General features: G+C 73.1%; 22 protein-coding genes. 10 read left to right on the top strand and 12 right to left on the bottom strand.

Annotation, left to right across the window (positions count from 1 at the left end):
* Window positions 1-41: 41 nt before the first annotated feature.
* Complete coding sequence (locus ACWDBE_RS24275; protein WP_449809025.1) at window positions 42-482, bottom strand: hypothetical protein; 441 nt, start codon at window positions 480-482, stop codon at window positions 42-44.
* A gap of 384 nt (window positions 483-866) precedes the next feature.
* Between ACWDBE_RS24275 and ACWDBE_RS24270 the strand changes: the two genes are divergently transcribed.
* Window positions 867-1,640: a class I SAM-dependent methyltransferase gene (locus tag ACWDBE_RS24270; protein WP_449809024.1), complete on the top strand. Its 774-nt coding sequence runs from the start codon at window positions 867-869 to the stop codon at window positions 1,638-1,640.
* A 696-nt stretch (window positions 1,641-2,336) separates the two neighbouring features.
* Window positions 2,337-3,104, top strand: a complete 768-nt coding sequence (locus ACWDBE_RS24265; RefSeq protein WP_449789767.1) for a hypothetical protein — start codon at window positions 2,337-2,339, stop codon at window positions 3,102-3,104.
* 224 nt (window positions 3,105-3,328) lie between these two features.
* Here ACWDBE_RS24265 and ACWDBE_RS24260 read toward each other — a convergent pair whose 3' ends face one another.
* Together ACWDBE_RS24260 and ACWDBE_RS24255 are read right to left on the bottom strand one after the other, a co-directional pair.
* On the bottom strand, window positions 3,329-3,889 hold the full coding sequence (locus ACWDBE_RS24260; protein ID WP_449789768.1) for an N-acetyltransferase family protein: 561 nt from the start codon (window positions 3,887-3,889) through the stop codon (window positions 3,329-3,331).
* Window positions 3,886-4,857 (bottom strand): LysR family transcriptional regulator, encoded by a 972-nt coding sequence (locus ACWDBE_RS24255; RefSeq protein WP_449809023.1) that lies wholly within the window; start codon window positions 4,855-4,857, stop codon window positions 3,886-3,888. Before ACWDBE_RS24255 ends, ACWDBE_RS24260 begins: the two co-directional genes overlap by 4 nt.
* A gap of 70 nt (window positions 4,858-4,927) precedes the next feature.
* On the opposite strand from ACWDBE_RS24255, the gene ACWDBE_RS24250 reads away from it, so the two are divergent.
* A complete protein-coding gene (locus ACWDBE_RS24250) occupies window positions 4,928-5,659 on the top strand; it encodes a CTP synthase C-terminal region-related (seleno)protein (protein WP_449789770.1) in 732 nt (243 codons plus the stop codon).
* A gap of 70 nt (window positions 5,660-5,729) precedes the next feature.
* On the opposite strand, the gene ACWDBE_RS24245 is transcribed toward ACWDBE_RS24250, so the two are convergent.
* The 3 genes from ACWDBE_RS24245 to ACWDBE_RS24235 form a co-directional block, all read right to left on the bottom strand.
* Window positions 5,730-6,284: a GNAT family N-acetyltransferase gene (locus tag ACWDBE_RS24245; protein ID WP_449789771.1), complete on the bottom strand. Its 555-nt coding sequence runs from the start codon at window positions 6,282-6,284 to the stop codon at window positions 5,730-5,732.
* A 208-nt stretch (window positions 6,285-6,492) separates the two neighbouring features.
* On the bottom strand, window positions 6,493-7,092 hold the full coding sequence (coaE, locus tag ACWDBE_RS24240; protein WP_449789772.1) for a dephospho-CoA kinase: 600 nt from the start codon (window positions 7,090-7,092) through the stop codon (window positions 6,493-6,495).
* A 59-nt stretch (window positions 7,093-7,151) separates the two neighbouring features.
* Window positions 7,152-7,796, bottom strand: coding sequence for an MBL fold metallo-hydrolase (locus tag ACWDBE_RS24235; RefSeq protein WP_449809022.1), 645 nt, complete (start codon window positions 7,794-7,796; stop codon window positions 7,152-7,154).
* 62 nt (window positions 7,797-7,858) lie between these two features.
* Here ACWDBE_RS24235 and ACWDBE_RS24230 point away from each other — a divergent pair, with 62 nt between their 5' ends.
* Entirely contained in the window at window positions 7,859-8,308 is a 450-nt protein-coding gene (locus ACWDBE_RS24230; RefSeq protein ID WP_449809021.1) for a MarR family winged helix-turn-helix transcriptional regulator, read from the top strand.
* Here ACWDBE_RS24230 and ACWDBE_RS24225 read toward each other — a convergent pair.
* Both ACWDBE_RS24225 and rpsA read right to left on the bottom strand, forming a co-directional pair.
* A complete protein-coding gene (locus tag ACWDBE_RS24225) occupies window positions 8,291-10,564 on the bottom strand; it encodes an MMPL family transporter (protein WP_449809020.1) in 2,274 nt (757 codons plus the stop codon). The genes ACWDBE_RS24230 and ACWDBE_RS24225 overlap by 18 nt on opposite strands.
* 206 nt (window positions 10,565-10,770) lie before the next feature.
* Entirely contained in the window at window positions 10,771-12,261 is a 1,491-nt protein-coding gene (gene rpsA, locus ACWDBE_RS24220) for a 30S ribosomal protein S1 (protein ID WP_030061640.1), read from the bottom strand.
* A 413-nt stretch (window positions 12,262-12,674) separates the two neighbouring features.
* Here rpsA and ACWDBE_RS24215 point away from each other — a divergent pair, with 413 nt between their 5' ends.
* The 4 genes from ACWDBE_RS24215 to ACWDBE_RS24200 all read left to right on the top strand — a co-directional run bounded on the left by ACWDBE_RS24215 (window position 12,675) and on the right by ACWDBE_RS24200 (window position 17,479).
* Window positions 12,675-13,553: a class I SAM-dependent methyltransferase gene (locus tag ACWDBE_RS24215; protein WP_449789776.1), complete on the top strand. Its 879-nt coding sequence runs from the start codon at window positions 12,675-12,677 to the stop codon at window positions 13,551-13,553.
* An 8-nt stretch (window positions 13,554-13,561) separates the two neighbouring features.
* Window positions 13,562-16,084: an ATP-dependent helicase HrpB gene (gene hrpB / locus ACWDBE_RS24210; protein WP_449809019.1), complete on the top strand. Its 2,523-nt coding sequence runs from the start codon at window positions 13,562-13,564 to the stop codon at window positions 16,082-16,084.
* Between the two features lie 315 nt (window positions 16,085-16,399).
* Entirely contained in the window at window positions 16,400-17,143 is a 744-nt protein-coding gene (locus ACWDBE_RS24205; protein WP_449809018.1) for an alpha/beta hydrolase, read from the top strand.
* Window positions 17,144-17,341: 198 nt separating this feature from the next.
* The gene (locus ACWDBE_RS24200; protein WP_449809017.1) at window positions 17,342-17,479 is read left to right on the top strand and encodes a hypothetical protein; all 138 of its coding nucleotides are present in this window, start codon (window positions 17,342-17,344) and stop codon (window positions 17,477-17,479) included.
* A 13-nt stretch (window positions 17,480-17,492) separates the two neighbouring features.
* On the opposite strand, the gene ACWDBE_RS24195 is transcribed toward ACWDBE_RS24200, so the two are convergent.
* From ACWDBE_RS24195 to polA, 4 genes are all read right to left on the bottom strand, one after another.
* Window positions 17,493-17,669, bottom strand: a complete 177-nt coding sequence (locus ACWDBE_RS24195; RefSeq protein ID WP_449789779.1) for a hypothetical protein — start codon at window positions 17,667-17,669, stop codon at window positions 17,493-17,495.
* Between the two features lie 72 nt (window positions 17,670-17,741).
* The gene (locus ACWDBE_RS24190) at window positions 17,742-17,936 is read right to left on the bottom strand and encodes a hypothetical protein (protein ID WP_449789780.1); all 195 of its coding nucleotides are present in this window, start codon (window positions 17,934-17,936) and stop codon (window positions 17,742-17,744) included.
* Between the two features lie 248 nt (window positions 17,937-18,184).
* Window positions 18,185-18,856, bottom strand: coding sequence for a hypothetical protein (locus tag ACWDBE_RS24185; protein ID WP_449809016.1), 672 nt, complete (start codon window positions 18,854-18,856; stop codon window positions 18,185-18,187).
* Window positions 18,857-18,959: 103 nt separating this feature from the next.
* Window positions 18,960-21,647 carry a DNA polymerase I gene (gene polA / locus ACWDBE_RS24180; RefSeq protein WP_449809035.1) on the bottom strand — a complete coding sequence of 896 codons (2,688 nt, stop codon included), beginning with the start codon at window positions 21,645-21,647 and terminating at the stop codon, window positions 18,960-18,962.
* Between the two features lie 266 nt (window positions 21,648-21,913).
* Here polA and ACWDBE_RS24175 point away from each other — a divergent pair, with 266 nt between their 5' ends.
* Both ACWDBE_RS24175 and ACWDBE_RS24170 read left to right on the top strand, forming a co-directional pair.
* The gene (locus ACWDBE_RS24175; RefSeq protein WP_449809015.1) at window positions 21,914-22,402 is read left to right on the top strand and encodes a PaaI family thioesterase; all 489 of its coding nucleotides are present in this window, start codon (window positions 21,914-21,916) and stop codon (window positions 22,400-22,402) included.
* A gap of 608 nt (window positions 22,403-23,010) precedes the next feature.
* Window positions 23,011-24,231, top strand: a complete 1,221-nt coding sequence (locus ACWDBE_RS24170) for an ABC transporter substrate-binding protein (protein WP_449789783.1) — start codon at window positions 23,011-23,013, stop codon at window positions 24,229-24,231.
* The last annotated feature ends 36 nt before the right edge of the window (window positions 24,232-24,267 follow it).

Below are 24,267 nucleotides of genomic sequence, written 5' to 3'. Positions count from 1 at the left end.
CGTGGGGCGGCAATCCGATGATCCTCTCGGGGGTCCGTCGCTCAGGCCATCGCGCGGCCGCCGATGTACCCCCAGCCGGCCACCGTGATCGCCGTGGCCGCCCAGGCGACCGCGACCGCCCGCCGGCCGCTCCCGCGGCCCTTGGCCCGCTGGAAGCCGGCGATCAGTGCGGCGATCGCGGTGACCGGCAGGGCGAGGAAGGCGAGGTAGAGCAGGCGGGCCCAGCCCGGCGCGAACACCGCGAACCAGAGGCCCAGGACCCCCGGCGGAGCCGACACCGCCGCGACCGTCATCCCGGCGGCCGCGCAGGCGATCCGGAAACGGTCCCGGCGGCGGAAGAACGACGGCACGGCACAGACCGCGACGCACAACAGCGCGGGCAGGTAGAACACCAGCGCCGACGTCCCGCGGCCCGCCGTCGTGGCGATCACCGGCAGCAGGAACGCCACGATCCCCAGCGCGGTCAGCCACCGGGCACTCATCGGCACCGCCACCATGCTTCCCCCCGTGCGCACCGGACCGTTCGAATGCGCGCGAACCTAGCACACGGGCGGCGCGGGCCGTCACGGTCCCACCAGGTTCACATCGCCGTCATGTCCGGCCCCCGGCGTGCCGGTTTGACCGGTTCGCGCACCCTTCGGCCCTTCACCCGGAAGTTCCCGGAGGAATTTCCGGAACGCTCCCTCCGGCGCCTCTCCCCGCCCCGCGGAAACGGCCTTTCCCGGCTCCTGACGGGGGCGCCGCCGCGCGCCGGCCCCGGGCCTGGAGCCTCGTCCCGACCTGGCCGTCGACAGACCCAACAGGCCTCCGTACAGCGGTCATCGCGCTCCGCGCACCCGTCCGGCGAGCCGCCTAGGCTCGGCCGCATGAACCGTACGATCCGCACCACCGAAGACGTCCTCACCCTCCTCGACGGCCTCTTCCCGCCGGCCGAACCGTTCTGGGACCGGTTCTACGCGGACCGGTCCGCCGGGCGCCCGTTCTTCGCTCCCAAGCCGGACGAGAACCTGGCCCACTACCTCGACCGCGGCCTGCTCGCCCCCGGCCGGGCGCTCGACCTCGGCTGCGGCAACGGCCGCAACGCGATCCACCTGGCCACCGTCGGCTTCGAGGTGGACGCCGTCGACCTCTCCGCCACCGCCATCGCCTGGGCCGAGGAGCGCGCCCGCGAGGCGGGCCTCGGCCTCGACACGGGCACCGGCACCGGCACCGGCACCGGCACCGGCACCGGCCTGAGGTTCCACCGGGCGAGCATCTTCGAGGCCGAACTCCCGCACGCCCGCTACGACCTGGTCTACGACTCCGGCTGCCTGCACCACCTCCCGCCGCACCGCCGGGTCAGCTACCTGGCCCTGCTGGACCGGGTCCTGGCGCCGGGCGGGCACTTCGCCGTCACCGCCTTCGCGGCCGGCGCGATGGGGTCCGAGCGGCCCGACGAGGAGCTCTACCGGCTCGGCGCGCTGGAGGGCGGCCTGGCCTACTCGCCGGACGAACTCCGCTCGCTGTTCCGCGGGTTCACCCCGCTGGAGATCCGCCCGATGGCCGCCCAGGGCCCCGACTCGGCGCTGTTCGGCGTCCCCTTCCTCCTCACGGCGCTCTTCCAGCGAACCGCCGGCCTCCAAACGGCCGCTCATCCGTAGACCGCGCTCGCCCACCACCCCCGGCTCCAGGGCGTGTCCGGCTGCTTCCCCCGGGCCCTTCCCCGGCTCGCCCAGCAGCTCGGCGCCCCCGGCGCCCGCGGACGGCTTCCCTGCGTACCACCTGCCGCAGTTCCCGGACGCGCCCGCCCGGTCGGTCGCGGCGGCGGCCGGGGCGATCGCCGCCGTGTTCGGCGAGGCCGTCGGCCGACAGACCGTGGTCACCCTCGACGGCGTTCCGGCATCGGCGGCCTGGTCGCCCGACCAGGCCGGACGCGTCCCCGGCCGCCGGTCCCGCGCGGGGGCGATCCCGCGCCCCGAGGACCACCCCGCGCCCCGTCCCCGGCCCCCACCGCATCCGATCACATCGAACACACAGGCCCAATCAGCACCATCGACCACAAAAGGGAATCCGGGCGTCCGGCCCGGAACCCGGCTTTGCGGCCGACGGTCCGTTGGCATAGGTTTTCGATCACCGTCGATGCGCATCGGCCCTGACCACTCCTCAATCCCGGGGCGGCGGGCAGGGCGAGGAGCCAGGCGGCCCCAAGCACAGGGGGAGGAGCCGCCATGCCGCACGCCCGTGACCACGGGTCGACCGGGCGGCGAGGACGGACGGACGGCGCCGCGCACCAGCGGCCCACGGCCGGCGAGCACCCGACCCCGACCAATGCCACCGGACATCCGAGGAACCGTCAGTTGCGCACCACCAGAGTCGTCACCGCCACCGCCGCAGCCCTCGTCTGCCTGGGCGCGCTCAGCGCCTGCGGGCCGGACAACGGCCAGGACGGCGGCACGATCGCCGCCCCGGCCGGGGCCACCACCCCCGCCACCAACCCCACCAAGCCCACCGGAAGCGACAAGGGCATCCCGGACAAGGCCTGGATGGACACCAAGAGCATCCCGATGGACGAGAGTTACCACTACACGCCGCTGGCGGCCAACGCCAAGCAGGTCTCCGGCGTCACCCAGTTCAAGGGCATGGAGCTGTGCCACGCCGCGGTCGCCAAGGACGACGAGGCGCTGTTCACCGGCGCCGCCGCCGCGAAGTCCGAGGTCGGCTTCGGCGGGGACCGCTGGGCGGCCCAGCAGACCCTGCTGTTCCACGGTGACCCGACCCACAGCAGCGGCGCCAAGCAGTCCACCAACCTGGCCCAGGCCCGCCTGACGGAGGCCGTCAAGTCCTGCGCCAAGACCGTGCCCGGCGCCACCGTGAAGGTCGACAGCGCCCCGGAGGCGCCCTACTTCGCGGCCGTCCTGACCGTCCCGCAGGCCGACGGCGGCACCGTCACCCTGCACGAGTACGTGGTCAGCGACGGCGGCGTGGTCAGCGAGCTGACCGTCTGGGCCACCACCAAGGCCGGCGCCCAGCCGAAGGACGCCTGGAAGGCGCCCGAGGACAAGTACGTCGGCACCGGCATGGCCGCGCCGATGTGCGAGGCCCTCCCGGGCTGCGACGGGCACTGACCCCCGGCGGGCACCCGCCCGCAACACGGCACGGAGGAACCGCACGGCACGGAAGGCCGCCCGGTCCGTCCGCCCCCCTGGGGACCGGACGGGCCTGGCGGCCCCTTCACGCCCGCTCCGGGGAGCCGGGCGACTGCGCTCGTGACAGCACCTCGCGGCCGACCACCGTCAGGCCCGGGGCGTGAACGCCCGGCGCCCGGGTCTCCACGACCGACCGCCCCCGGTCAGCCCCGGAGCACCGCCAGCTCGACTTCCCGGCCGGCCCCGGCGCCGGGCACGGGCAGCGACACGCCGGAGGGCTCGAAGCCGGCCTTGCGGTACATCGCCTCGGCCCGCGGGTTGTCCTCGTGGACGAACAGCCGCACCCGCTCGATCCTGGGCTCGGTGAGCGACCACGCCCAGTCCTGGACGGCCCGGATCAGGTCCCGCGCCAGCCCGGTGCCGCGCGCCTGAGGCCGGACGTAGACCCCGACCACGTGCACCTGGTCGACCTCGATGACGTCGCCTTCCAGGGCCCCGTCTCCGCCGGACCGCTCGACCACCCCGGTCATGGAGCCGAGCAGGCGCCCGTCCTGGGTCTGCGCGACGAACTGCGCCACGTCCGGGCCGGTCGCGGCCCGGGTCGTGCGGTCCTGCCAGAACTCGTCGGGCCTGGTGACGGCCAGCTCGTACGTCTCCAGGAAGGCCACGGCCGCGACCGGGTCCTGCAGCGCTTCCAGGCGGAGGTCCCTGAGCGACTGCCACTCCTCGGCCCGCACCCGTCTGATGATGATTCCGGTACTCATCGCGTGATCATTTCATCGGGGCCGACACCCCGTGCAACCGAATTCGGCGCCGCCGCCGACCGGTCCCGATCGCCCCGGGATCCCTCCAGCAGCCGCGCCAGCAGCGCCGCCGGGCCCTCCGGCAGGCTGCCGTGGACGAGTTCGGTGCGGTGCGCCAGCCGGGGCTCCGCGATCGGCGCGGACCCGACGCCGGGCGCCCCCGCGAGCACCGGCTCGGGCAGCAGGGTGAGCCCGTGCCCGGCCGCCACCAGCGCGAGCAGTCCGTGCAGGTCGGTGCCCTGGTAGCGGATGGCGGGCCGGAAGCCGTCGACGCCCGCGGCCGCGCGCAGCCGGGCCACCGTCGGGGTGAGGTCGGGCGCGTCCAGCCAGCGGGCGACGGAGAGGTCGGCGAGCGCGAGGCCGCGGTGGCCGGCCAGCGGGTGGCCGACGGGCAGGGCGACGGCGACCGGCCGCTCGGCCACCGCGACGGTGCGCAGCGGGCCGACATCGGGCAGCGCCAGCGGGTCGCTGGGCGCGGCCAGTCCGTCGATCAGGGCGAGGTCGACCTCTCCGGTGGCGACCTGGGCGGGCAGCGCGTCCTGCGCGAGCACCCGGACCACCGGCTCCACCTCGGGGTAGCTCCGGCGCACCTCGCCGATCGCGCGCCCCAGGGTCGCCCCGACCGCCAGCGGGGTGGCCCCGAGCACCAGCCGGGCGCTCGGGGCGCCCGCCAGGCGCGCGACGTCGGCACGCGCCGCTTCCAGCCGGACCAGCAGCGGCGCGGCGTGCTCCAGCAGCCGCCGCCCGGCGCCGGTCGGCCCGACCGGACGGCGGACCAGCAGCGCCGCCCCGAGGTCCGCCTCCAGCGAGGCGATCTGCTGGGAGACCGCGGACTGGGTGTAGCCGAGCTCCCGCGCGGCCTCCGAGAAGGAGGCCAGGCGGGCGACGGTGACGAAGGTGCGCAGCTGCTGCGGGTCCACGGCGGCCATCAACCGATCTGATCGAAGCTTAAGGAATCATCGTTGGCACTGATCTCGGGTGCGGGGTCAGGATAGCCCCATGACCTACCTGACCCCGCGGGTCGCCCTGGTCGGCGACCGCTCCCCCGCCGTCCGCTCGCACGCGCGGATCCCGGGCCTGCTGGACGCCCTCGCCGAGCACGACCACCTCGTCCTGGACGCCTACTGGATCCCTACCGGGGACGCCGCCGCGCCCGACGCCCTGGCCGGCTTCGACGCGGTCTGGCTGCTGCCCGGCAGTCCGTACCGCAGCGAGGCGGGCGCGCTGGCCGCCGTCCGGACCGCCCGCGAGCGCGGCATCCCCTTCCTCGGCACCTGCGCCGGGTTCCAGCACGCGGTGCTGGAGTACGCCCTGAACGTCTGCGGCCTGACGGACGCCGTCCACGGCGAGGCGCACCCGGACGCCGAGCAGCAGGTGATCGCGCCGCTGGCCTGCTCGCTGGTCGGCCACGAGGGGTCCGTCACGGTCACCCCCGGGAGCCTCGCCGAGCGGGTCCTCGGCGCCACCCGCATCCTGGAGCGCTACCACTGCGCGTACGGCCTCGACGGCGCCTACCTGGACCGGCTGTCCGCGCACGGCCTGCGGTTCAGCGGCGTTGACGGGTCGGGCGAGGCGCGCATCCTGGAGCTGCCCGGCCATCCGTTCTTCCTGGCCTCGCTGTTCCAGCCGGAGCTGTCCGGCGACGGCACCCGGGCGCACCCCATGATCCGCGCCCTGGCCGGCGCCGCCGTGGCGCACGCGGACGCGGGCATCCCGGCCACGACGGCCTGACCCCGGCCCGGAACGGGCGGCCTCCTCGCCGCGACGGCCCGAGCCGGGCCCGGGGCGGCCCGGGCGCACCTCACATCGGCAGCGAGCGCAGCCGTACCGGGCCCTCCGGCCACCCGGCCCCGGCGACCAGCGGCGCCCACATGGTGCGCAGGGGCATCTCCGCCAGCCGCCCCTCGGGCTGTTCCACCGTCACCCCCCGCACCACCTCCCGGAACCCGAGCCCCCGGTAGAACGCGGCCAGCGGCGGGCGGCAGAACAGCAGCGCGTACCGGTGGCCGAGCGTGCGCGCGTGGTCGAGGGCGGCCCCGACCACGGCCTGCGCGAGGCCGCCGCGCCGCCGGTCGGGGGCGACGCAGACCCCGCCCACGCCCATCACCGTCAGGTCGGTGCCGCCCGCGGTGAGCGGCAGCGGCACCAGCCCGGCGTGGGCGACGAGCCGGCCGTCCGCGGCCCGGATACCGAAGTGGATCTCCTTGGGCCGGAAGGTCAGCCCGGTGTACGCGACGCCGTACGGGTCCTTCCCCGGGCCGAGGACCTCCTCCTGCTCGACGCGGCCGTACTGCGCGAGCCGTTCGACCACCGGCGCCCCGGCGGGGGCCGGCTCGGGCGAGAAACGATCATCCATCCCGCCATGCTCCCCTCCCGCCCGGGCCTTTCACCAGTCCCTTCCCGGCCACTCGATCCGACGATCGTCCCGGCACCGCGCCGACGTGGAAGCATGGCCCCTCGGGCAGCAGCCCACCGACCGGTCGGCCACCGGCGAGTCGGCCGCCGGGCCGTCAGACAGCCCGCATCCGCAGCGTGTATCCGCGGCCCTCGGCCGAAGCCCGGGCTCAGGCCGCGGCGCGCCGCGCCAGCTCCGCCCAGACCTCGTCCACCCGCGCCTCCAGCTCCGCCAGGCCGGCGCTGTTGTCGATCACCAGGTCGGCGATCGCCAGCCGGTCCTCCCGGGAGGCCTGTGCGGCCATCCGGGCCCGGGCCTCCTCCTCGGCCATCCCGCGCAGCCGCACCAGCCGGTCCACCCGCACCTCGTCGGCCGCGTCCACCACCGCGACCAGGTCGTACAGCGGCGCCAGGCCGTTCTCGGCCAGCAGCGGCACGTCGTGCACCACGACCGCGTCCGGCGCGGCCGCCGCCTCCAGCTCGGCGGCGCGGTCCCGCACCAGCGGGTGGACGATCGCGTTGAGCGCCTTCAGCCGCTCCGGGTCGGCGAACACGACCGCCCCAAGCGCCGGACGGTCCAGTGCGCCGTCCTCGCGCAGCACCTGCGGTCCGAACTCGGCGACCACGGCCGCCAGACCGTCCGTCCCGGGGGCGACCACCTCGCGGGCGATCACATCGGAGTCCACGATCACCGCGCCGCGCGCGGCGAACAGCCGGGACACCTCGCTCTTGCCCGCGCCGATACCACCCGTCAGTCCGATCTTCAGCATGGCGTCAGGCTACCGGCGCGGCTCCGGACCCGTCAGCACGGGCCACCCCCGGAGCCCCCTCAGTCCAGCTCCAGGCTCTCGCCCTCCCCCAGCACCGTCAGCTCCGCCCCCGTCCCCGGCCCCTGCGGCCCGACCAGCCGGGTCTGCACGGCGAACCCGATCGGACTGAGCACCGCCTCGTGCACCGGCACCGCCCGGCGCGGACCGGCCTCCCGGACGTAGTCGATCACCTCGGAGGCCTTGCTCCACGGCGCCGCGAGCGGCAGCAGCAGCGTCTCCACGGCGTGCGGCGGCACGGTGAACGCGTCGCCGGGGTGGAACAGCCGGCCGTCGAAGAGGAACCCGATGTTGTGCACCCGAGGGATGTCCGGGTGGATCACCGCGTGCCACTCGCCGTGCACCGAGACGCCGAGCCCGCCGATCTGGAAGGCGTCGCCCTCGCCGACCACGGTGACCCGCCGCGCCACGCCGTCCAGCTGGGCGGCGACGGCCCGGTTGGTCCACACCCGCAGCGCCGGGTCGGCCTCCAGCGCGGCGCGCAGCCCGGACTCCTCGAAGTGGTCCATGTGCTCGTGGGTGATCAGGACGGCGTCCGCGCCGGCCAGTGCGGCGGCGGAGTCGGTGAACGCCCCGGGATCGACGACGACGGTGGTGTCGCCGTGCTCGACGCGTACGCAGGCATGTCCGAACTTGGTGATTCGCATGCCGGGAACCATACAGCAAGACTGTACAGCCAGGCTGTAGATCTTCCCGATAGACTCATCCCATGAGCAGCGAAGCCCCGCACCCACATCCGCACCCGCACCCGGACACCCTGGAACTCGCCGCCGACCTGCGCGCCGCCCTCGGGGGCCTGGTCCGCTCCCTGCGCGACGGCGACGAGCTGCCGCAGAACCAGGCCGGCGTCCTCGGCCTGCTGGTCCGCGACGGGCGCACCTGCACGGTCGCCGAACTCGCCGCGCTCCAGCGGGTCCGCCACCAGTCGATGACCCGCACCGTCGCGCTGATGACCGAGGCCGGACTGGTCACCCAGCAGCCCCACCCCACCGACGGCCGCAAGCTGCTGGTCACCGCCACCGAGGCCGGCCGCAGCGCCCTGTTCGACCAGCGCGCCCGCCGCGAGCACCGGATCGCCACCGCCATCGAGGCCCGGCTCACCCCCGAGGAGCAGCACCGGCTGCGCGCGGCGGTCGACCTGCTACGCCGACTGGGCTGAGCCCACCAGGTCCTTGCCAGCCGGCGCCTCTCCCGCCGGGCCCTCTCCCACCGGGCTCTCTTCCGCCGGCTCCGCCACCGGCCGCGGCGCCGGGACCGCCGCCGCCGGCCGGATCTCCGGCAGGTCGACGTGCTCGCTCAGCCCGAACCGCCGGTGCAGCCGCCGCAGCGGAGCGGGCGCCCACCAGTTGAACTCGCCGAACAGGCTCATCGCGGCGGGCACCAGCAGACAGCGCACCAGGGTGGCGTCCACCGCGACGGCGACGGCCAGCGCGAGGCCCATCTGCTTGACCATCAGCATGTCCCCGAGCGCGAACCCGGCGAAGACGATCACCATCAGCAGTGCCGCCGAGGTGATGATCCGACCGCTGCGCTGCACGCCCAGCTCCACCGCCCGGACGCAGTCGTGCCCGCGCAGGGTCAGCTCCCTGATCCGGGAGAGCAGGAACACCTCGTAGTCCATCGACAGCCCGAAGGCGAAGGCGAAGACCAGCACCGGGATGAAGGTCTCCAGCCCGCCGGTCGGACTGAACCCGAGCAGCCCGCTGAACCAGCCGTCCTGGAACACCAGGGTGAGCGCGCCGAGCGAGGCGCCCAGCGAGAGCAGGTTCATCAGCAGCGCCTTGACCGGCATCACCACCGAGCCGGTCATCAGGAACAGCAGCACCAGGGTGCCGACCGCCACCAGGCCCAGCGCCCACGGCCCGCGTGAGAGCAGCTCGTCCTGGAAGTCCACCACCGAGGCCGCGCCGCCGGTGACGTAGGTGGTCAACCCGCCGCGGTCGGCCCGCAGCTCCTCCACCACCTGCTTGGCCTGGGCGCCCTGCGGCTCCCCGTGCACCAGCACGTCGATCGTGGAGACCGTGTCGCCCACCGGCGACACCGCCCGGACCCCGCTCACCCCGGGCAGCTTGGCGATCACGTCGTCCGCGTACGCCTGGGCCACCGGCGCCCCGCCCTCGACCACCACCGTGATCGGCGCGGCCGAGACCTGCGGGAAGCGCTGGTCGATCGTCTCGGCGACCTGTCGCCCGGCCGAGGAGGCGGGCAGCACCGCGGCGCCGGAGTTGCGCATGTCGGCGTGGAGGAACGGCACCCCGGCCGCCATCAGCAGCGCGACGGAGGCGAGCGTGACGGCGACCGCCCGCTTGCGCACCCGGCGCACGGTTCGACTGAAGAACCCCTCGTCCGGGACGGGCGCGGTGGGCGTCTTGATCCGCGCGCCGGCGAAGCCGAGCAGCGCGGGGATCAGGGTGAGCGCCGCGGCGACGGCGATCACCACCACGCTCACTCCGGCCGCCGCCACCGCGCCGAGCACCGGACTGGTGAAGACGAACAGGCCGGAGAGCGCGACGGCCACGGTCAGCCCGGAGAAGGCGACGGTGCGTCCGGCGGTCGCCGCGGTCCGCTCCACGGCGGCGGCGATGTCCGCACCGTGGCCGCGTTCCTCGCGGAAACGATTCACCATGAGCAGCGCGTAGTCGATCGAGAGCCCGAGCCCCAGCACCGTGGCGATCGGCAGCACGCTGGTGTCGATGTCCATGATCCGGCTGAAACCGAACATGGCCAGCAGCGCGCCGCCCACCGAGGCGACCGCCCCGATCACCGGCAGCGAGGCCGCCGCCAGCCCGCCGAAGACCAGCACCATGACGATCAGCGTGAGCGGCAGCGTCACCAGCTCACCGAACCGGGTGTCCTTCTCGGTCTGCTGCTTGACCTCCTGCTGGAGCACCAGGTCCCCGCCGACCGTGACGTGGGCGCCGCCCACTCCGTCCAGCGCGGCGAGCCGCGCGGTGACGGCGTCGGTCTGGGCGGTGCTCGCGGTGTCGGCCATCCGAACGGTGACCAGGCTCGCCGTCCCGTCGGCGGAGCTCAGCGCGGCGGCCTCCGGGCCGGTGCCGTACGCGTCGAGCGAGGAGGAGACCCCGGGCAGGGCGGCGATCTCGGCGGTGGCCCGCTCCACGGCGGCCTTCACCGTCGGATCGCCCACCGGCCTGCCGTCCACCACGGCGGTGACGGTGCCCTTGGCCGGGTCGGCCGCGGCGACCACCGCGCTCCCCCGGTCGGCCTCGGCGCTGGCGGAGGACGCCCCGGCCACCGAGCCCTCGAAGACCCGGCCCCCGATCAGGACGCCGACCACCAGGACGACGGCCCACAGGCCGAGTACCCAGCGACGGTGACGGAAGCAGAACCGGCCGATGGCCGCGAGCCGGCCGCCGACCAGGGCGGTGGGGGCGACGGAGGAGGTATTGCGCATGAAAAGCCTTTCGGGCAGCTCCTCTCAATCTAGGTGGAACCCGAACCAAGGCCTATAGATGGGCAACGAGCCTCATCTCACACTTTTCTTCACATCAGCTTCACATAAGTCAAGTCGGTATAAATCATCGCGAAAAACGAAATGGACCCCACCCGGAAATTCCGGGTGGGGCCCACCGTCTAGCTAGCTAGCGGGAAGCGAGAGCCTCAGCTCTGGCCGCCGGCCAGCTTCTCGCGCAGGGCGGCCAGGGCCTCGTCGGAGGCCAGGGCGCCCGAGCCCTCGTCGCTGCTGGACGAGTAGGAACCACCGGCGGCAGCGGCGACGGCGTCGCCACCCTCCTCGGCAGCCTGGGCGTCGGCCTCGCGGCTCTTGATGACCTGGGCCTGGTGCTGCTCGAAGCGGGCCTGCGCCTCGGCGTACTGGCGCTCCCACTCCTCGCGCTGCTTCTCGAAGCCGGGCAGCCAGTCGTTCGCCTCGGGGTCGAAGCCCTCCGGGTAGATGTAGTTGCCCTGGTCGTCGTACGAGGCGGCCATGCCGTACAGGGTCGGGTCGAACTCGACCTCGGCCGGGTTGGCACCCAGGGCCTCGTTGGCCTGCTTCAGCGACAGGCTGATGCGACGACGCTCGAGGTCGATGTCGATGACCTTGACGAAGATCTCGTCGCCGACCTGGACGACCTGCTCCGGGATCTCGACGTGGCGCTCGGCCAGCTCGGAGATGTGGACCAGACCCTCGATGCCCTCGTCCACGCGGACGAACGCACCGAACGGAACCAGCTTGGTGACCTTACCCGGAACGACCTGGCCGATCTGGTGGGTACGGGCGAACTGCTGCCACGGGTCCTCCTGGGTCGCCTTCAGCGACAGGGAGACGCGCTCGCGGTCCATGTCAACGTCGAGAACCTCGACGGTGACCTCCTGGCCGACCTCGACAACCTCGGACGGGTGGTCGATGTGCTTCCAGGACAGCTCGGAGACGTGAACCAGACCGTCGACGCCACCCAGGTCCACGAAGGCACCGAAGTTGACGATCGAGGAGACGACGCCGGAGCGCACCTGGCCCTTCTGCAGGGTGGTGAGGAAGGTCTGGCGGACCTCGCTCTGGGTCTGCTCCAGCCAGGCACGGCGGGACAGGACCACGTTGTTGCGGTTCTTGTCCAGCTCGATGATCTTGGCCTCGAGCTCCTTGCCCACGTAGGGCTGGAGGTCGCGGACACGACGCATCTCGACGAGCGAGGCCGGGAGGAAGCCACGGAGGCCGATGTCGAGGATGAGACCACCCTTGACGACCTCGATGACGGTACCGGTGACGATGCCGTCCTCTTCCTTGATCTTCTCGATCGTGCCCCAGGCACGCTCGTACTGAGCGCGCTTCTTGGACAGGATGAGACGACCCTCCTTGTCCTCCTTCTGGAGAACCAGGGCCTCGATGTTGTCACCGACGGCGACGACCTCGTGCGGGTCAACGTCGTGCTTGATCGAGAGCTCGCGGGACGGGATGACGCCCTCGGTCTTGTAACCGATGTCGAGGAGAACCTCGTCACGGTCGACCTTCACGATGACGCCCTCGACGATGTCGCCATCGTTGAAGTACTTGATGGTCTCGTCGATCGCGGCGAGGAACGCCTCCGCGTCGCCGATGTCGTTGACCGCGACCTGCGGGGTGGTGCTGAGGGAGGAGTCGGTGGGGCTCGTCATTAGGAAAAGGGCTCCGGTACGGACATGAAAGTCGTAGGTAATGCCACGCGGAGGGCCTGTATCGCTCCCACCGAAAGCCGGACAGCCAAGAACACGGCACACCAAGATCCCGTACAACGAGAACCGGTGTCCGTCTTGCGACCGTGGGGTCTTCGACAGATGCGAGCGCGACCTGCTCCGTCCGAGGCGCGCAGGCCCGCAGCGCAACTTGTAGCATACGGGGACGGCCAGGCACGGTCAATGCCGAAGGACGGCAAGACGGTGGAGCCCGGTACGGATCAGGCCATATCCTCCGAATGCGCGCCTCGCGGCGGCGCCCGAAGGGGCCCTGTCCCCGGATGCCACCGCCAGGATCCGGACCCTCACGGGCCGGTTCGCGGCAGCGGCGCTTCCGCACTTCCATACCCTACGCGATGGGCATTGTCACCGTGGCCACCACCCCCCAGTCAGACCTGCACGATCTTGACACCTCCCCCGCGCGGGTCGAGGAGGAGGACGGCGACGAGGCCACCCGCCGGGAGGCCGGCACCGGGGAGAGCAGCCGGGCCAGCCGGCACTGGTGGGACCGCAACGCCGACGAGTACCAGGACGAACACGGCGAGTTCCTCGGCGACGACCGCTTCACCTGGTGCCCCGAGGGCCTGGACGAGGCCGACGCCCACCTGCTCGGCGAGGTGGCCGGCCGGGACGTCCTGGAGATCGGCGCCGGCGCCGCCCAGTGCTCCCGCTGGCTGGCCGCCCAGGGAGCCCGGCCGGTCGCCCTGGACATCTCCTACCGCCAGCTCCAGCACTCCCGCCGGATCGACCTCGGCCGCGGCACCGCACCCGTCGCGGTCGTCCAGGCCGACGCCGCCGTGCTGCCCTTCGCCGACGCGTCCTTCGACCTCGCCTGCTCCGCCTACGGCGCCGTCCCGTTCAGCGCCGACACGGCCGCCCTGATGCGCGAGGTGCACCGGGTGCTGCGGCCCGGCGGGCGCTGGGTGTTCTCGGTGACCCACCCGATCCGCTGGGCGTTCCCCGACGAGCCGGGCGTCGAGGGCCTCACCGCGATGTCCTCCTACTTCGACCGCACCCCGTACGTCGAACAGGACGAGCAGGGCCGCGCCACCTACGTCGAGCACCACCGCACCCTCGGCGACCGGGTCCGCGAGCTCGTCACCGCCGGCTTCCGCCTGGTGGACCTGGTCGAGCCCGAGTGGCCGGCCGGCCTGGAGCAGGAGTGGGGTGGCTGGTCCCCGCTGCGCGGGCGGCTGATCCCCGGCACCGCGATCTTCGTCACCGAACGGGGCTGAGCGCCCTGATGAACCCGGCCCTGCGTCCCGCCTGGCGCGAACTGCCCGTCCGCACCGCCCTGCCCGCCCTGCACGGCGCGCTGGACGAGCACGGCACCGCCGTCCTCGCCGCACCACCCGGCACCGGCAAGACGACGTTGGTGCCGCTCGCCCTGGCGGGGCTGCTCTCCTCCGAGGGCCCGGTACGACGGGTGCTGGTCGCCGAACCGCGCCGGCTCGCCGTACGGGCCGCCGCCCGGCGGATGGCCTGGCTGCTCGGCTCGTCCGTGGGCCGCGAGATCGGGTACACCGTGCGAGGTGAGCGCCGGGTCGGGCCGGAGACGGTGGTCGAGGTGGTCACCACCGGTGTGCTGCTGCAGCGGCTCCAGCGCGACCAGGAGCTCCCCGGGGTGGACGTGGTGGTCCTGGACGAGTGCCACGAACGGCACCTGGACGCCGACACCGCGCTCGCCTTCCTGCTCGACGTCCGGGCGGCGCTGCGGCCCGAACTCCGGCTGGTCTGTGCCTCGGCCACCTCCGACACCGAGGCCTGGGCCGAACTCCTCGGCGGCGCGCCCGTGATCGAGGCGCACGGGGTGTCCCACCCGGTGGAGACGGTCTGGGCGCCGCCGCCGCGCGCCGTCCGGCCCGCCCACGGCACCCGGGTCGACCCGGCGCTGCTCGACCACGTCGCGGCGGTGGTGCGGCGAGCCCTCGCCGAGCAGGAGGGGGACGTGCTCTGCTTCCTGCCCGGCGTCGGCGAGATCGCCCGGGTCGCCGGGGCGCTGGGCGGCGTGGGCCTCGACATCCTGCAACTCCACGGCCGCGCCCCGCAGGCCGTCCAGGACGCCGCCCTCTCGCCCGGCGAGGGCCGCCGGGTCGTGCTGGCCACCGCCGTCGCCGAGTCCTCGCTCACCGTGCCCGGCGTACGGGTCGTGGTCGACGCCGGGCTCGCCCGCGAGCCGCGCACCGACCACGCCCGCGGCCTCGCCGGGCTGGTCACCGTCCGGGCCTCGCTCGCCGCCGCGCGCCAGCGGGCCGGCCGCGCCGGGCGTGAGGCCCCCGGCACCGTGTACCGCTGCTGGAACGAGGCCGAGGACGCCCTCGCCGCCCGCTTCCCCACCCCGGAGATCGCGCTCGCCGACCTCACCTCGTTCGCTCTCCAGGCCGCCTGCTGGGGCGACCCGGACGCCACCGGCCTCGCCCTGCCCGACGCGCCGCCGACGGGGGCGATGGCCGCCGCCCGGCAGACCCTGCTCGCCCTCGGCGCGGTCTCTTCGGACGGGCGGGCCACGGCGCGAGGGGTGCGCCTCGCCCGCACGGGGCTGCACCCCCGGCTGGGGCGCGCGCTGGTCGACGGCGCGCCGGTGGTCGGCGCGCGGCGCGCGGCCGAGGTGGTCGCGCTGCTGTCCGAGGAACCGCCCCGGGCGCTGGGCGACGACCTCGGCGCGGTGTGGCGGACGGTACGGGACTCCCGCGACCCCTACGCCGGCCGCTGGCGCGACGAAGTCCGCCGCCTGCTGCGCGCCACCTCCGACGAACCCGCCACCCAGCTGCCCGACGCGACCGCCGCCGGACTCGTCGTCGCCCTCGCCTTCCCCGAGCGGATCGCCCGCGCCCGCCTCGAACGGCCCGCCCCCGGCGAGCGCAGCCCGTACCTGATGGCCTCCGGCACCGCTGCCGAACTCGCCCCCGACACCCGGCTCGGCGCCCTGCCCTGGCTCGCCGTCGCGGTCGCCGACCGCCCGGCGGGGTCCCACTCGGCCCGCATCCTGCACGCCGCGGCACTGGACGAGGGCACGGCGCTGCTCGCCGGTGCGGCATTGCTCGACGGTCGCGCCGAAGTCCACTGGGACACCCGGCGGGGCGACGTCGTCTCCCGCCAGGTGGAGTCCCTGGGCGCCATCGAACTCGCCGAGAAGCCCCTCAACCGCCCTGACCCTTCGCTTGTCCGCGCCGCCCTCCTCGAAGGCCTCGCGCGCGAGGGCGTCAGCACCCTGCTGACGTTCCCGTCCAACCTGCGCGAGCGCCTGGCCTTCCTGCACACCGCCATCGGTGAACCCTGGCCCGACGTCTCTGATTCCACCCTTCTCGAACGCGCCGACGAGTGGCTGGAGCCCGAACTCTCCCGCGCCCGCCGCCGCTCGGACCTGGCCCGCATTGATACGACGTCCGCCCTCCAACGCCTGTTGCCGTGGGCGAGTGGCGAGGCGGGCCGCCTGGACGAACTCGCTCCCGAGCGCATCACCGTGCCGTCCGGCTCGAAGATACGCGTCGACTACACCACCGAACGCCCGGTGCTGGCCGTCAAGTTGCAGGAACTCTTCGGCTGGAAAGCTGCCCCGGCGCTGGCCGCAGGACGCGTCCCGCTGACCATCCACCTGCTCTCCCCCGCCGGCCGCCCCGCCGCCGTCACCGGCGATCTGGAGAGCTTCTGGCGCGAGGGCTACCGAGCCGTCCGAGCGGATCTCAGGGGCCGCTACCCCCGCCACCCCTGGCCCGAAGACCCGACCACGGCGGAACCCACCCGCCGCACCAACGCGCGGAAGTAGCCCGCGCGACTGACGCTGCCCGGCAGCGGCGTCAGTCGCGCCGGTTCGGCCGGGCCGCTTCATTCGCTCTCCCTCCCGGATCCCCGTTCGCACCGACCCGCTCAGTGCGCTCCGCATCCGGCCACGGAGCCCCCGCAACAACCCGCTTGGCGGACCACGGCGACCACTGCTACCTTTCCGGAGGCCGTGTGAGAGAACGAGGAGGTGGTACCCGTGAACGCAGTATCGACATGGGTGCTCCCCTCCGGGGTCACGGTCGGGCGATAGGTCGTCGTCCGGGAGCGCCGTCTCTGAGCACTCCCGAAAGGCACGACCATGCACTTCACTTCTGAGCAGCGTTTCGACGACGACGTCGTCGAGCGCGAGTTCACTCTCGGCGAGATCCCCGGCATCCTGTGGACGCCCGCGTCCGCCTCCGCGTCCGCACCGGTACCGCTGATCCTGATCTGTCCCCCGCCGCTCGGACTGAGCAAGATGTACCCCCGGCTGGCGGGTCGGGCCCGGCACTACGCGGCGGAGTACGGCTTCGCCTCGGCCACCATCGAACTCCCCGGGAGCGGTGACCGTCCCCGTTGGGCCGCCGCCGATCAGGCCCGCGCCGACCTGCGCCGAGCCATGGAGGCGGGAGAGCCGGTCAGCGGCGAGATCATCGACGCCCTGGTCCTCCCGCTGGTCGAGAGGGCCGTCCCGGAATGGCAGGCAGCGCTCGACGACCTCCTTGCGCTGCCCGAGATCGCCGGCCCGGTCGGGTACGAGGGGGGAATCATCTCCATCGGCGTGCGACTGGCGGTCGTGGAGCCGCGCATCGCGGCCGCCGGTCTCTTCGCCGGTAGTCTCGTGCCCGCCGCCATCTTCGAGGATGCCCGGCAGGTCACCATCCCGCTGCAGGTCCTGCTGCAGTGGGACGACGAGCGGAACCCCCGGCAGGCAGCCCTGGACCTGTTCGACGCCTTCGGCTCCAAGGAGAAGACCCTGCACGCCAACATGGGCGGGCACACCGGCGTCCCGCAGTACGAGGTCGACGCCGGGGCCCGCTTCTTCGCCCGGCACCTGAAGTGAGTCCGGGCCGTCGGTAGGCGGTAGGCGGTAGGCGGCAAGGACGCCACCTACGAGGAACGGGCCGCAGCTCCCCGCACCGCGGGCCCCTGCCGAGTCGGCAGGGGCCCGCGGTGCCCGAAGCCATTGGCACTCCACGCGGCTCGCCTCGGGCACGTCCTCGGGCTCGCCGATCCGGGTGCAGCCGGTGACGTGGTAGGCGTGGAAGTGCGGTCGCTGATCCCGGCCGTGGCGTTGTACTCGGTCAACGGCTCGGCCCGGCCGGGGCGCCGGCCGGTCTCCTCCTCGACCTCGCGGACGGCGGCCGAGCCCACCCGCCGCACCAACGCCCGGAAGTAGCCGGGCGGCCGCGTCAGTCGCGCCGGTTCGGCCGGATCGCGGAGTAGAGGACGAGCGTGAGGACCAAGGTCGTGAGGAGGATCAGGAACTTCCGGAAACCCTCGGAACTGGTGGGCAGCCAGCCTTGGAGCAGTCCGATCAGCAGCACGATGTCGAGCACGACCGCGATCGCGTACCCTGGCCGCTTCATTCCGCTCTCCCCTCCCGGATCCCCGTTCGCACCGTACCCGCTCAGTGCGCTCCTCGGAAGGTCCAGCCGGATTCACGCGGATACGAGTTCGGCAACCCGCTGAGCCAGCTCGGAAGCGCCCGGAATTCCTCGTGTGCGATAGACGGTCATGGCCGAACGCACCGCCATGAGTTCCTTCTTGTTCCGGGCGGATGCCACACCGTCCATGAGGTCCAGGCACTCGTTCCAAAGGATCACGGCCTCCTCATGGCGGTGCTGGGCAGCCATGGCAGGAGCGGCGGGAACGGCAGGCGCGGCAGGAGGGGGCGCCGAGGTCGGTGCCCCGCTTGCCGCCTCGCTCGCGCTCGCGGCCGGGGTACCCCAGTTGGGCTCGCGGTGGCACACGTGCGCGGAATCCGTCCGGCGGGGGCCGCCGACGCTGTCCCGGCCCGGCATCGGCTCAGCGTGCCCGCGGCATGCGGGTGGTCGAGGACGAGCCCGTCGAGGACGGGCCCCGGCCCGTCGCCGGTCCCGGGTCAGTGGGTGTGGTCGGGCCAGCCGGGGGTGGGGGTGCCGACCGACTGTCCCGGGCGCAGGATCGGGATGCCGGTCTGGACGGGGCTGCAGGTGATGATCCGGCCGGCCGAGTCGTGGATGCACTTGCCCTGCGGGTCGGATTCCTGCACCTTGGCCTCGCAGTTGGTGCAGGGCGCCGGGGCCATGTCGTGCGGGTCTTGCGCCGCCGGGGCCTTGGGCTCCCCCGCGGACGACCCCTGCGGCTTGGACGTGGCGGTGGCCGCGGCCTTCGCGGTCGGCTTCCGGGCGGCGGCCGGGGCGCTGCCCGCAGGCTGGTCGGCGGCGGGCTCGTGGGCGTCGGGCTCGACGGAGGCCGGGGCCGGGGCGGCGGCCGGGGTGGTCTCCGGCACCGCGGACGGGCTGGGCGAGGGCTGCGCCCCGGTCGGCGCGGGCGTCGGCGTCATCGACGGCTCAACCGCCGCTGAGGGCCCAGCGGTCGCCGTCGCGCCCGCCCCGGCCGCGGCCGCCGGCCCGTTCCCGCCGCCGGAGGCCGCCCAGACCGAGCCGCCCACCAGCACCAGCGCCGCCAGTGCGGCCGGGACCACCACCCGGGGCCGAAGGGCCCCGCGCCGGCGCGTGCCCGCGCCCTCGCCCGCGCCTGCGCCCGAGCCCGCCGTCGCCGTTTCCGCCATCGCCGTTCCCCCCTCACCGCCGTGCCCACTGCGCGGCGGACCGGCAGGATCGTAGCGGCGGGCCCGGACACTCGCGCGCCCGGGCCCGTCCGGAGATCACCCGTCAGTGCGCGGCGGCCTCCCAGTTGGGGCCGACGCCGACGGAGACGTCCAGCGGGGCACGCAGCGGGTAGGCGCCCGCCATCTGCTCGCGGACGACGGCCTCGACCCGCTCGCGCTCGCCGGGGGCCAGCTCCAGCACGATTTCGTCGTGTACCTGGAGCAGCATCCGGGAGGTGAGGCCGGCGGCGCGCAGCGCCTCGTCCACCCGGAGCATGGCGATCTTGACGATGTCGGCGGCCGAGCCCTGGATCGGGGCGTTGAGGGCCATCCGCTCGGCCATCTCGCGGCGCTGGCGGTTGTCGCTGTTGAGGTCGGGCAGGTAGCGGCGGCGGCCGAGCAGGGTCTCGGTGTAGCCGGTGGCCCGGGCCTCGTCGACGACCCGGCGCAGGTAGTCCCGCACGCCGCCGAAGCGCTCGAAGTAGGTGTCCATCAGGCCCTGGGCCTCGGCCGGCTTGATGCCGAGCTGCTGCGAGAGCCCGTACGCGGACAGCCCGTACGCCAGGCCGTAGGACATCGCCTTGATCTTGCGGCGCATCTCGGCGTCCACCGCGGCGCGCGGCACCTCGAAGACCTGGGAGGCGACGGTGTTGTGGAGGTCCTCGCCGGAGGCGAAGGCCTCGATCAGCGCCTCGTCCTCGGACAGGTGCGCCATGATCCGCAGTTCGATCTGCGAGTAGTCGGCGGTGAGCAGCGATTCGTAGCCCTGGCCGACGACGAAGGCGCGGCGGATCGCCCGGCCCTCCTCTGTGCGGACGGGGATGTTCTGCAGGTTCGGGTCCTGCGAGGAGAGCCGGCCGGTGGCGGCGACCATCTGGTTGAAGGTGGTGTGGATCCGGCCCTTGGGCGAGACGGTCTTGAGCAGGCCCTCGACGGTGGTGCGCAGCTTGGCCTGGTCGCGGTGGCGCAGCAGGATGACCGGCAGCTCGTTGTCGGTCTGCGTGGCCAGCCAGGTGAGCGCGTCGGCGTCGGTGGTGTAGCCGGTCTTGATCTTCTTGGTCTTGGGGAGCGCGAGCTCGCCGAAGAGGATCTCCTGGAGCTGCTTGGGCGAGCCGAGGTTGAACTCGCGCCCGGCGGCGGCGTGCGCCTCCTCGACCACGCGCTGGATCTCGGCGGCGAACTGGGCCTCCAGGCCGGTGAGCCACTCGCGGTCGGCGGCGATGCCGTAGCGCTCCATGCGGGCGAGGAGGGCGGCGATGGGCAGTTCCATGTCGTGCATCAGCCCGGCGGCGCCGACCTCGGCGAGGCGGGTGTCGAAGAGCGCGGCGAGGTCGAGCACGGCGCGGGCCTGGAGCATCAGCGACTGGGCGTGCGCGGTCGGGTCCTCCTCCGGGGCGTCGAAGGCGAGTTGGCCGCTCTCGGTGGCGGGGGCCGGGGTGAGCGAGCGGGCCAGGTACTCCTCGGCGAGCACCTCCAGGGTGAAGGTGCGGCGGCCGGGCTTCTCCAGGTAGGCGGCGAGCGCGGTGTCGGCGACGACGCCCTCGATCGTCCAGCCGCGCTCGGCGAAGGCGCGCATGACCTGCTTGGCGATGTGCAGGGCCTTGGGGGCGGTGGCGTCGGCGAGCCAGGCGGCGAAGGCCCGCTCGTCCTCCTCGGCGAGCAGCGCCGGGTCGAACCAGGCGGCCGTCTCCCCGGCGGCGAGGGCGACTTCGGTGACCTCGCCGGCGCCGAGCGCCCACTGGTAGACGGCGGCGAGCGCGACGGTGGTCTTGCCGTCGGCGGCGTGCTCGGCGAGCCAGGCGGCGAGGGTGCCCGGGTCGGTGAGGAGTTCGCCGTCGACCTCGACGCCGGGGGCGAGTTCGGCTTCCGCCGAGTCCTCGCCGGCGGACGGGTCGATGCCGTAGACGCGGTCGCGGAAGTTGGCGTTGCGGAACTCCAGCGACTCCATCAGGGTGCCGACGGCGTCCCGGTCGAACGGCTTGCGGTCCAGCTCGGCGACGCCGAGCGGGAGTTCGACGTCGCGGACCAGCTCGGTGAGCACCCGGTTGCGCTTGACCGAGTCGAGGTGGTCGCGCAGCTTCTCGCCGATCTTCCCCTTCACCTCGTCGGCACGGGTGACGAGTTCGTCGAAGGAGCCGAACTGGTTGACCCACTTGGCGGCGGTCTTCTCGCCGACGCCGGGGATGCCGGGCAGGTTGTCGGACGGGTCTCCGCGCAGCGCGGCGAGGTCCGGGTACTGGCGCGGGGTGACGCCGTACTTCTCGGTGACCTTCTCCGGGGTGAAGCGGGTGAGCTCGGAGACGCCCTTGGTCGGGTAGAGCACGGTGACGTGGTCGGTGACCAGTTGCAGCGAGTCGCGGTCGCCGGTGACGATGTCGACGTCGAAGCCGGCCGCCTCGGCGGCGGTGGCCAGGGTGGCGATGATGTCGTCGGCCTCGAAGCCCTCGACCGTCAGCCGGGGGATGTTCATGGCGTCGAGCAGTTCGCCGATCAGGCCGACCTGGCTGCGGAACTCGTCCGGCGTCTTGGCGCGGTTGGCCTTGTACTCGGGGAACTCGACGGAGCGGAAGGTCTGCCGGGAGACGTCGAAGGCGACGGCGAGGTGGGTGGGCTGCTCGTCGCGGACGGTGTTGGCGAGCATCGAGGCGAAGCCGTAGACCGCGTTGGTGGGCTGGCCGGTGGAGGTGTTGAAGTTCTCCACGGGCAGGGCGTAGAAGGCCCGGTAGGCCATCGAGTGCCCGTCGAGCAGCATCAGCCGGGGCCGCGGGCCGGCCCCGCCGCCACCCGTCGCGCCTTTGTCCGTACTCTGCGTAGCCACGTCAACGTCCGTTCCTGCCGATTCCACTACCGGCCACCGATCCTATGGCCCGGCACCGACAAAAAGGGCGCCGCGCCGATCCGGCCGCAGCTGTTACCTACGAGTAGGACGGTCGTACGATCACAGGCGGAACGCCCCCGAGCAACGCCCCGAGCAACCCCCGAGCGACACCCAGCGTCCCCCAGCGGCAGGAGCACCCCATGACCGACGCGGCCCCCGACACCGCCCCCGACACCGCCCTCGACACCGAGCCCGTTCTGAACGTCCCGCAGGACGTGCTGGACCACTTCGCCAAGCTCGGGGTGAGCCCGCAGACCTTCTCCGGCGGCCACCTCGGCGAGAAGATGGGCATCCGGATCGTCGAGGCCTCCGCCGACCGCGTGGTCGGCACCATGCCGGTGGAGGGCAACCAGCAGCCGTACGGGCTGCTGCACGGCGGTGCCTCGGCGGCGCTGGCCGAGACGCTGGGCTCGATCGGGGCGATGCTGCACGCCGGCCCCGGCCGGTACGCGGTCGGCGTGGACCTGAACGCCACCCACCACCGCTCGGCCACCTCCGGACTGGTGACCGGGGTGGCGACCGCCGTGTTCAAGGGCCGCACCGCCGCCACGTACGAGATCGCGATCACCGACGACACCGGCCGGCGGATCACCAGCTGCCGACTGACCTGCATGCTGCGCGACCTCTGACCGGCCGCACCCCGAAAGCTCCCGACAACGTCCGCACGGCGTCGGCGAGTTCACTCCGGACAACATCAAGTCCCTTTTCCGCCCCCTTGTTTGACCATCCGCCGGCCTGGGCAGGCGTTGATCTGGACAAGGGGGCGTTCGCATGTCCGGGCGCGGCGGGCACGAATCCCGCACTTGTAACGCTGCGTAACAAGTAGGAAATCCGATCAATTGCCGGTTCCGAGGCCTCCAGGCGCCCCGGAGCGACTCGGCCGCGACCTCTCCGTCCGTAATACGGACGCTCAAGGCCGGAACCAGGGCATCGGACACGGGCGTCCGATAATCGACGCTGCCAGCTGCAACCCCCATTTCTGGCCCTTACATCGCCCTACCAGCGCGTAAACGCCCGTCATCGCGGGATCGATCGAGCCGGAACGACCACATCGTGAGACATATACTCCGTGTGCTCATAACAAGAGAATCACAGCCTGCTCCCGGCACTGCCCGAGCCGCCCAACGGCATCTAGAGTCACGGCCAGTCACCGCGCCACTCGATTGGGCCAGGCCCTCCGCGCACTCCGGCTCCCGCCACTCCGGCGCGGGCGCCTCCCGAACCGAAGGGGACCCTCGTGCGTCATCGTTCAGCAGTTGTCGTGAGCATTGCCGTGATCGGCGCCCTCAGCCTCAGCGCCTGCGGCTCCCGCGGAGAGAAGAACAGCGGCAACGGCGGCGGCGACTCCGCCTCCACCACCGTCGTCATCGGGGTCGACGCCCCGCTCACCGGCGACCTCTCCGCCCTCGGCCTCGGCATCCGCAACTCCGTCGACCTCGCGATCAAGAAGGCCAACGAGACCAACGAGGTCCCCGGCGTCAAGTTCGAGATCAAGGCGCTGGACGACACCGGCAAGCCCGCCCCCGGCCAGCAGAACGCCACCCAGCTGGTCGGCGACTCCAAGGTCCTCGGCGTCGTCGGCCCGCTCAACTCCAGTGTGGCGCAGTCGATGCAGCAGATCTTCGACGACAAGAACCTGGTCGAGGTCTCCCCCGCCAACACCGGCGTCGCCCTCAGCCAGGGCGAGAAGTGGGCCAGCGGCGAGAAGAAGCGCCCCTTCAAGTCCTACTTCCGCACCGCCACCACCGACGCCGTCCAGGGCCCGTTCGCCGCCCAGTTCCTCTACAACGACGCCAAGAAGACCAAGGTCTTCCTCATCGACGACCAGAAGACCTACGGTGCCGGCCTGGCCGGCACCTTCAAGGGCGAGTTCACCAAGCTCGGCGGCACCCTCGTCGGCGAGGAGCACGTCAACCCCGACGACCGCGACTTCGCCGCCATCGCCACCAAGGTCAAGAGCTCCGGCGCCGAAGCCGTCTACTACGGCGGCGAGTACCCCGCGGCCGGCCCGCTCTCCCTCCAGCTCAAGGAGGCCGGCGCCACCATCCCGCTGATGGGCGGCGACGGCATCCAGAGCGCCGACTTCATCAAGCTCAACCCCAAGAGCCAGGGCGACTTCGCCACCGCCGTCGGCCTGCCCGTCGAGAGCCTCGACACCGCCAAGAAGTTCATCGCCGACTACAAGACCGCCGGCTACAAGGACGCCTACGAGACCTACGGCGGCTACTCCTACGACAGTGCCTGGGCCGTCATCCAGGGCGTCAAGGCCGTGAAGGCCAGCGGCAAGCCCCTCACCCGCGAGGCCGTCCGCGACGCCGTCCAGAACGTCTCCTTCGACGGCGTCACCGGCAAGGTCTCCTTCGACGAGTTCGGCGACACCACCAACAAGCAGCTCACCGTCTACACCGTCAAGGACGGCAAGTGGGCCGTGGAGAAGTCCGGCACCTTCAAGGGCTGACACAGGCCCGCACGGGCCGACGCAGGCCCGAATGGC

The sequence above is a fragment of the Kitasatospora sp. NPDC001132 genome (assembly GCF_053598415.1).
Note: the sequence above shows the minus strand (reverse complement) of the source record. Positions and strands in the feature narration are given on the sequence as shown.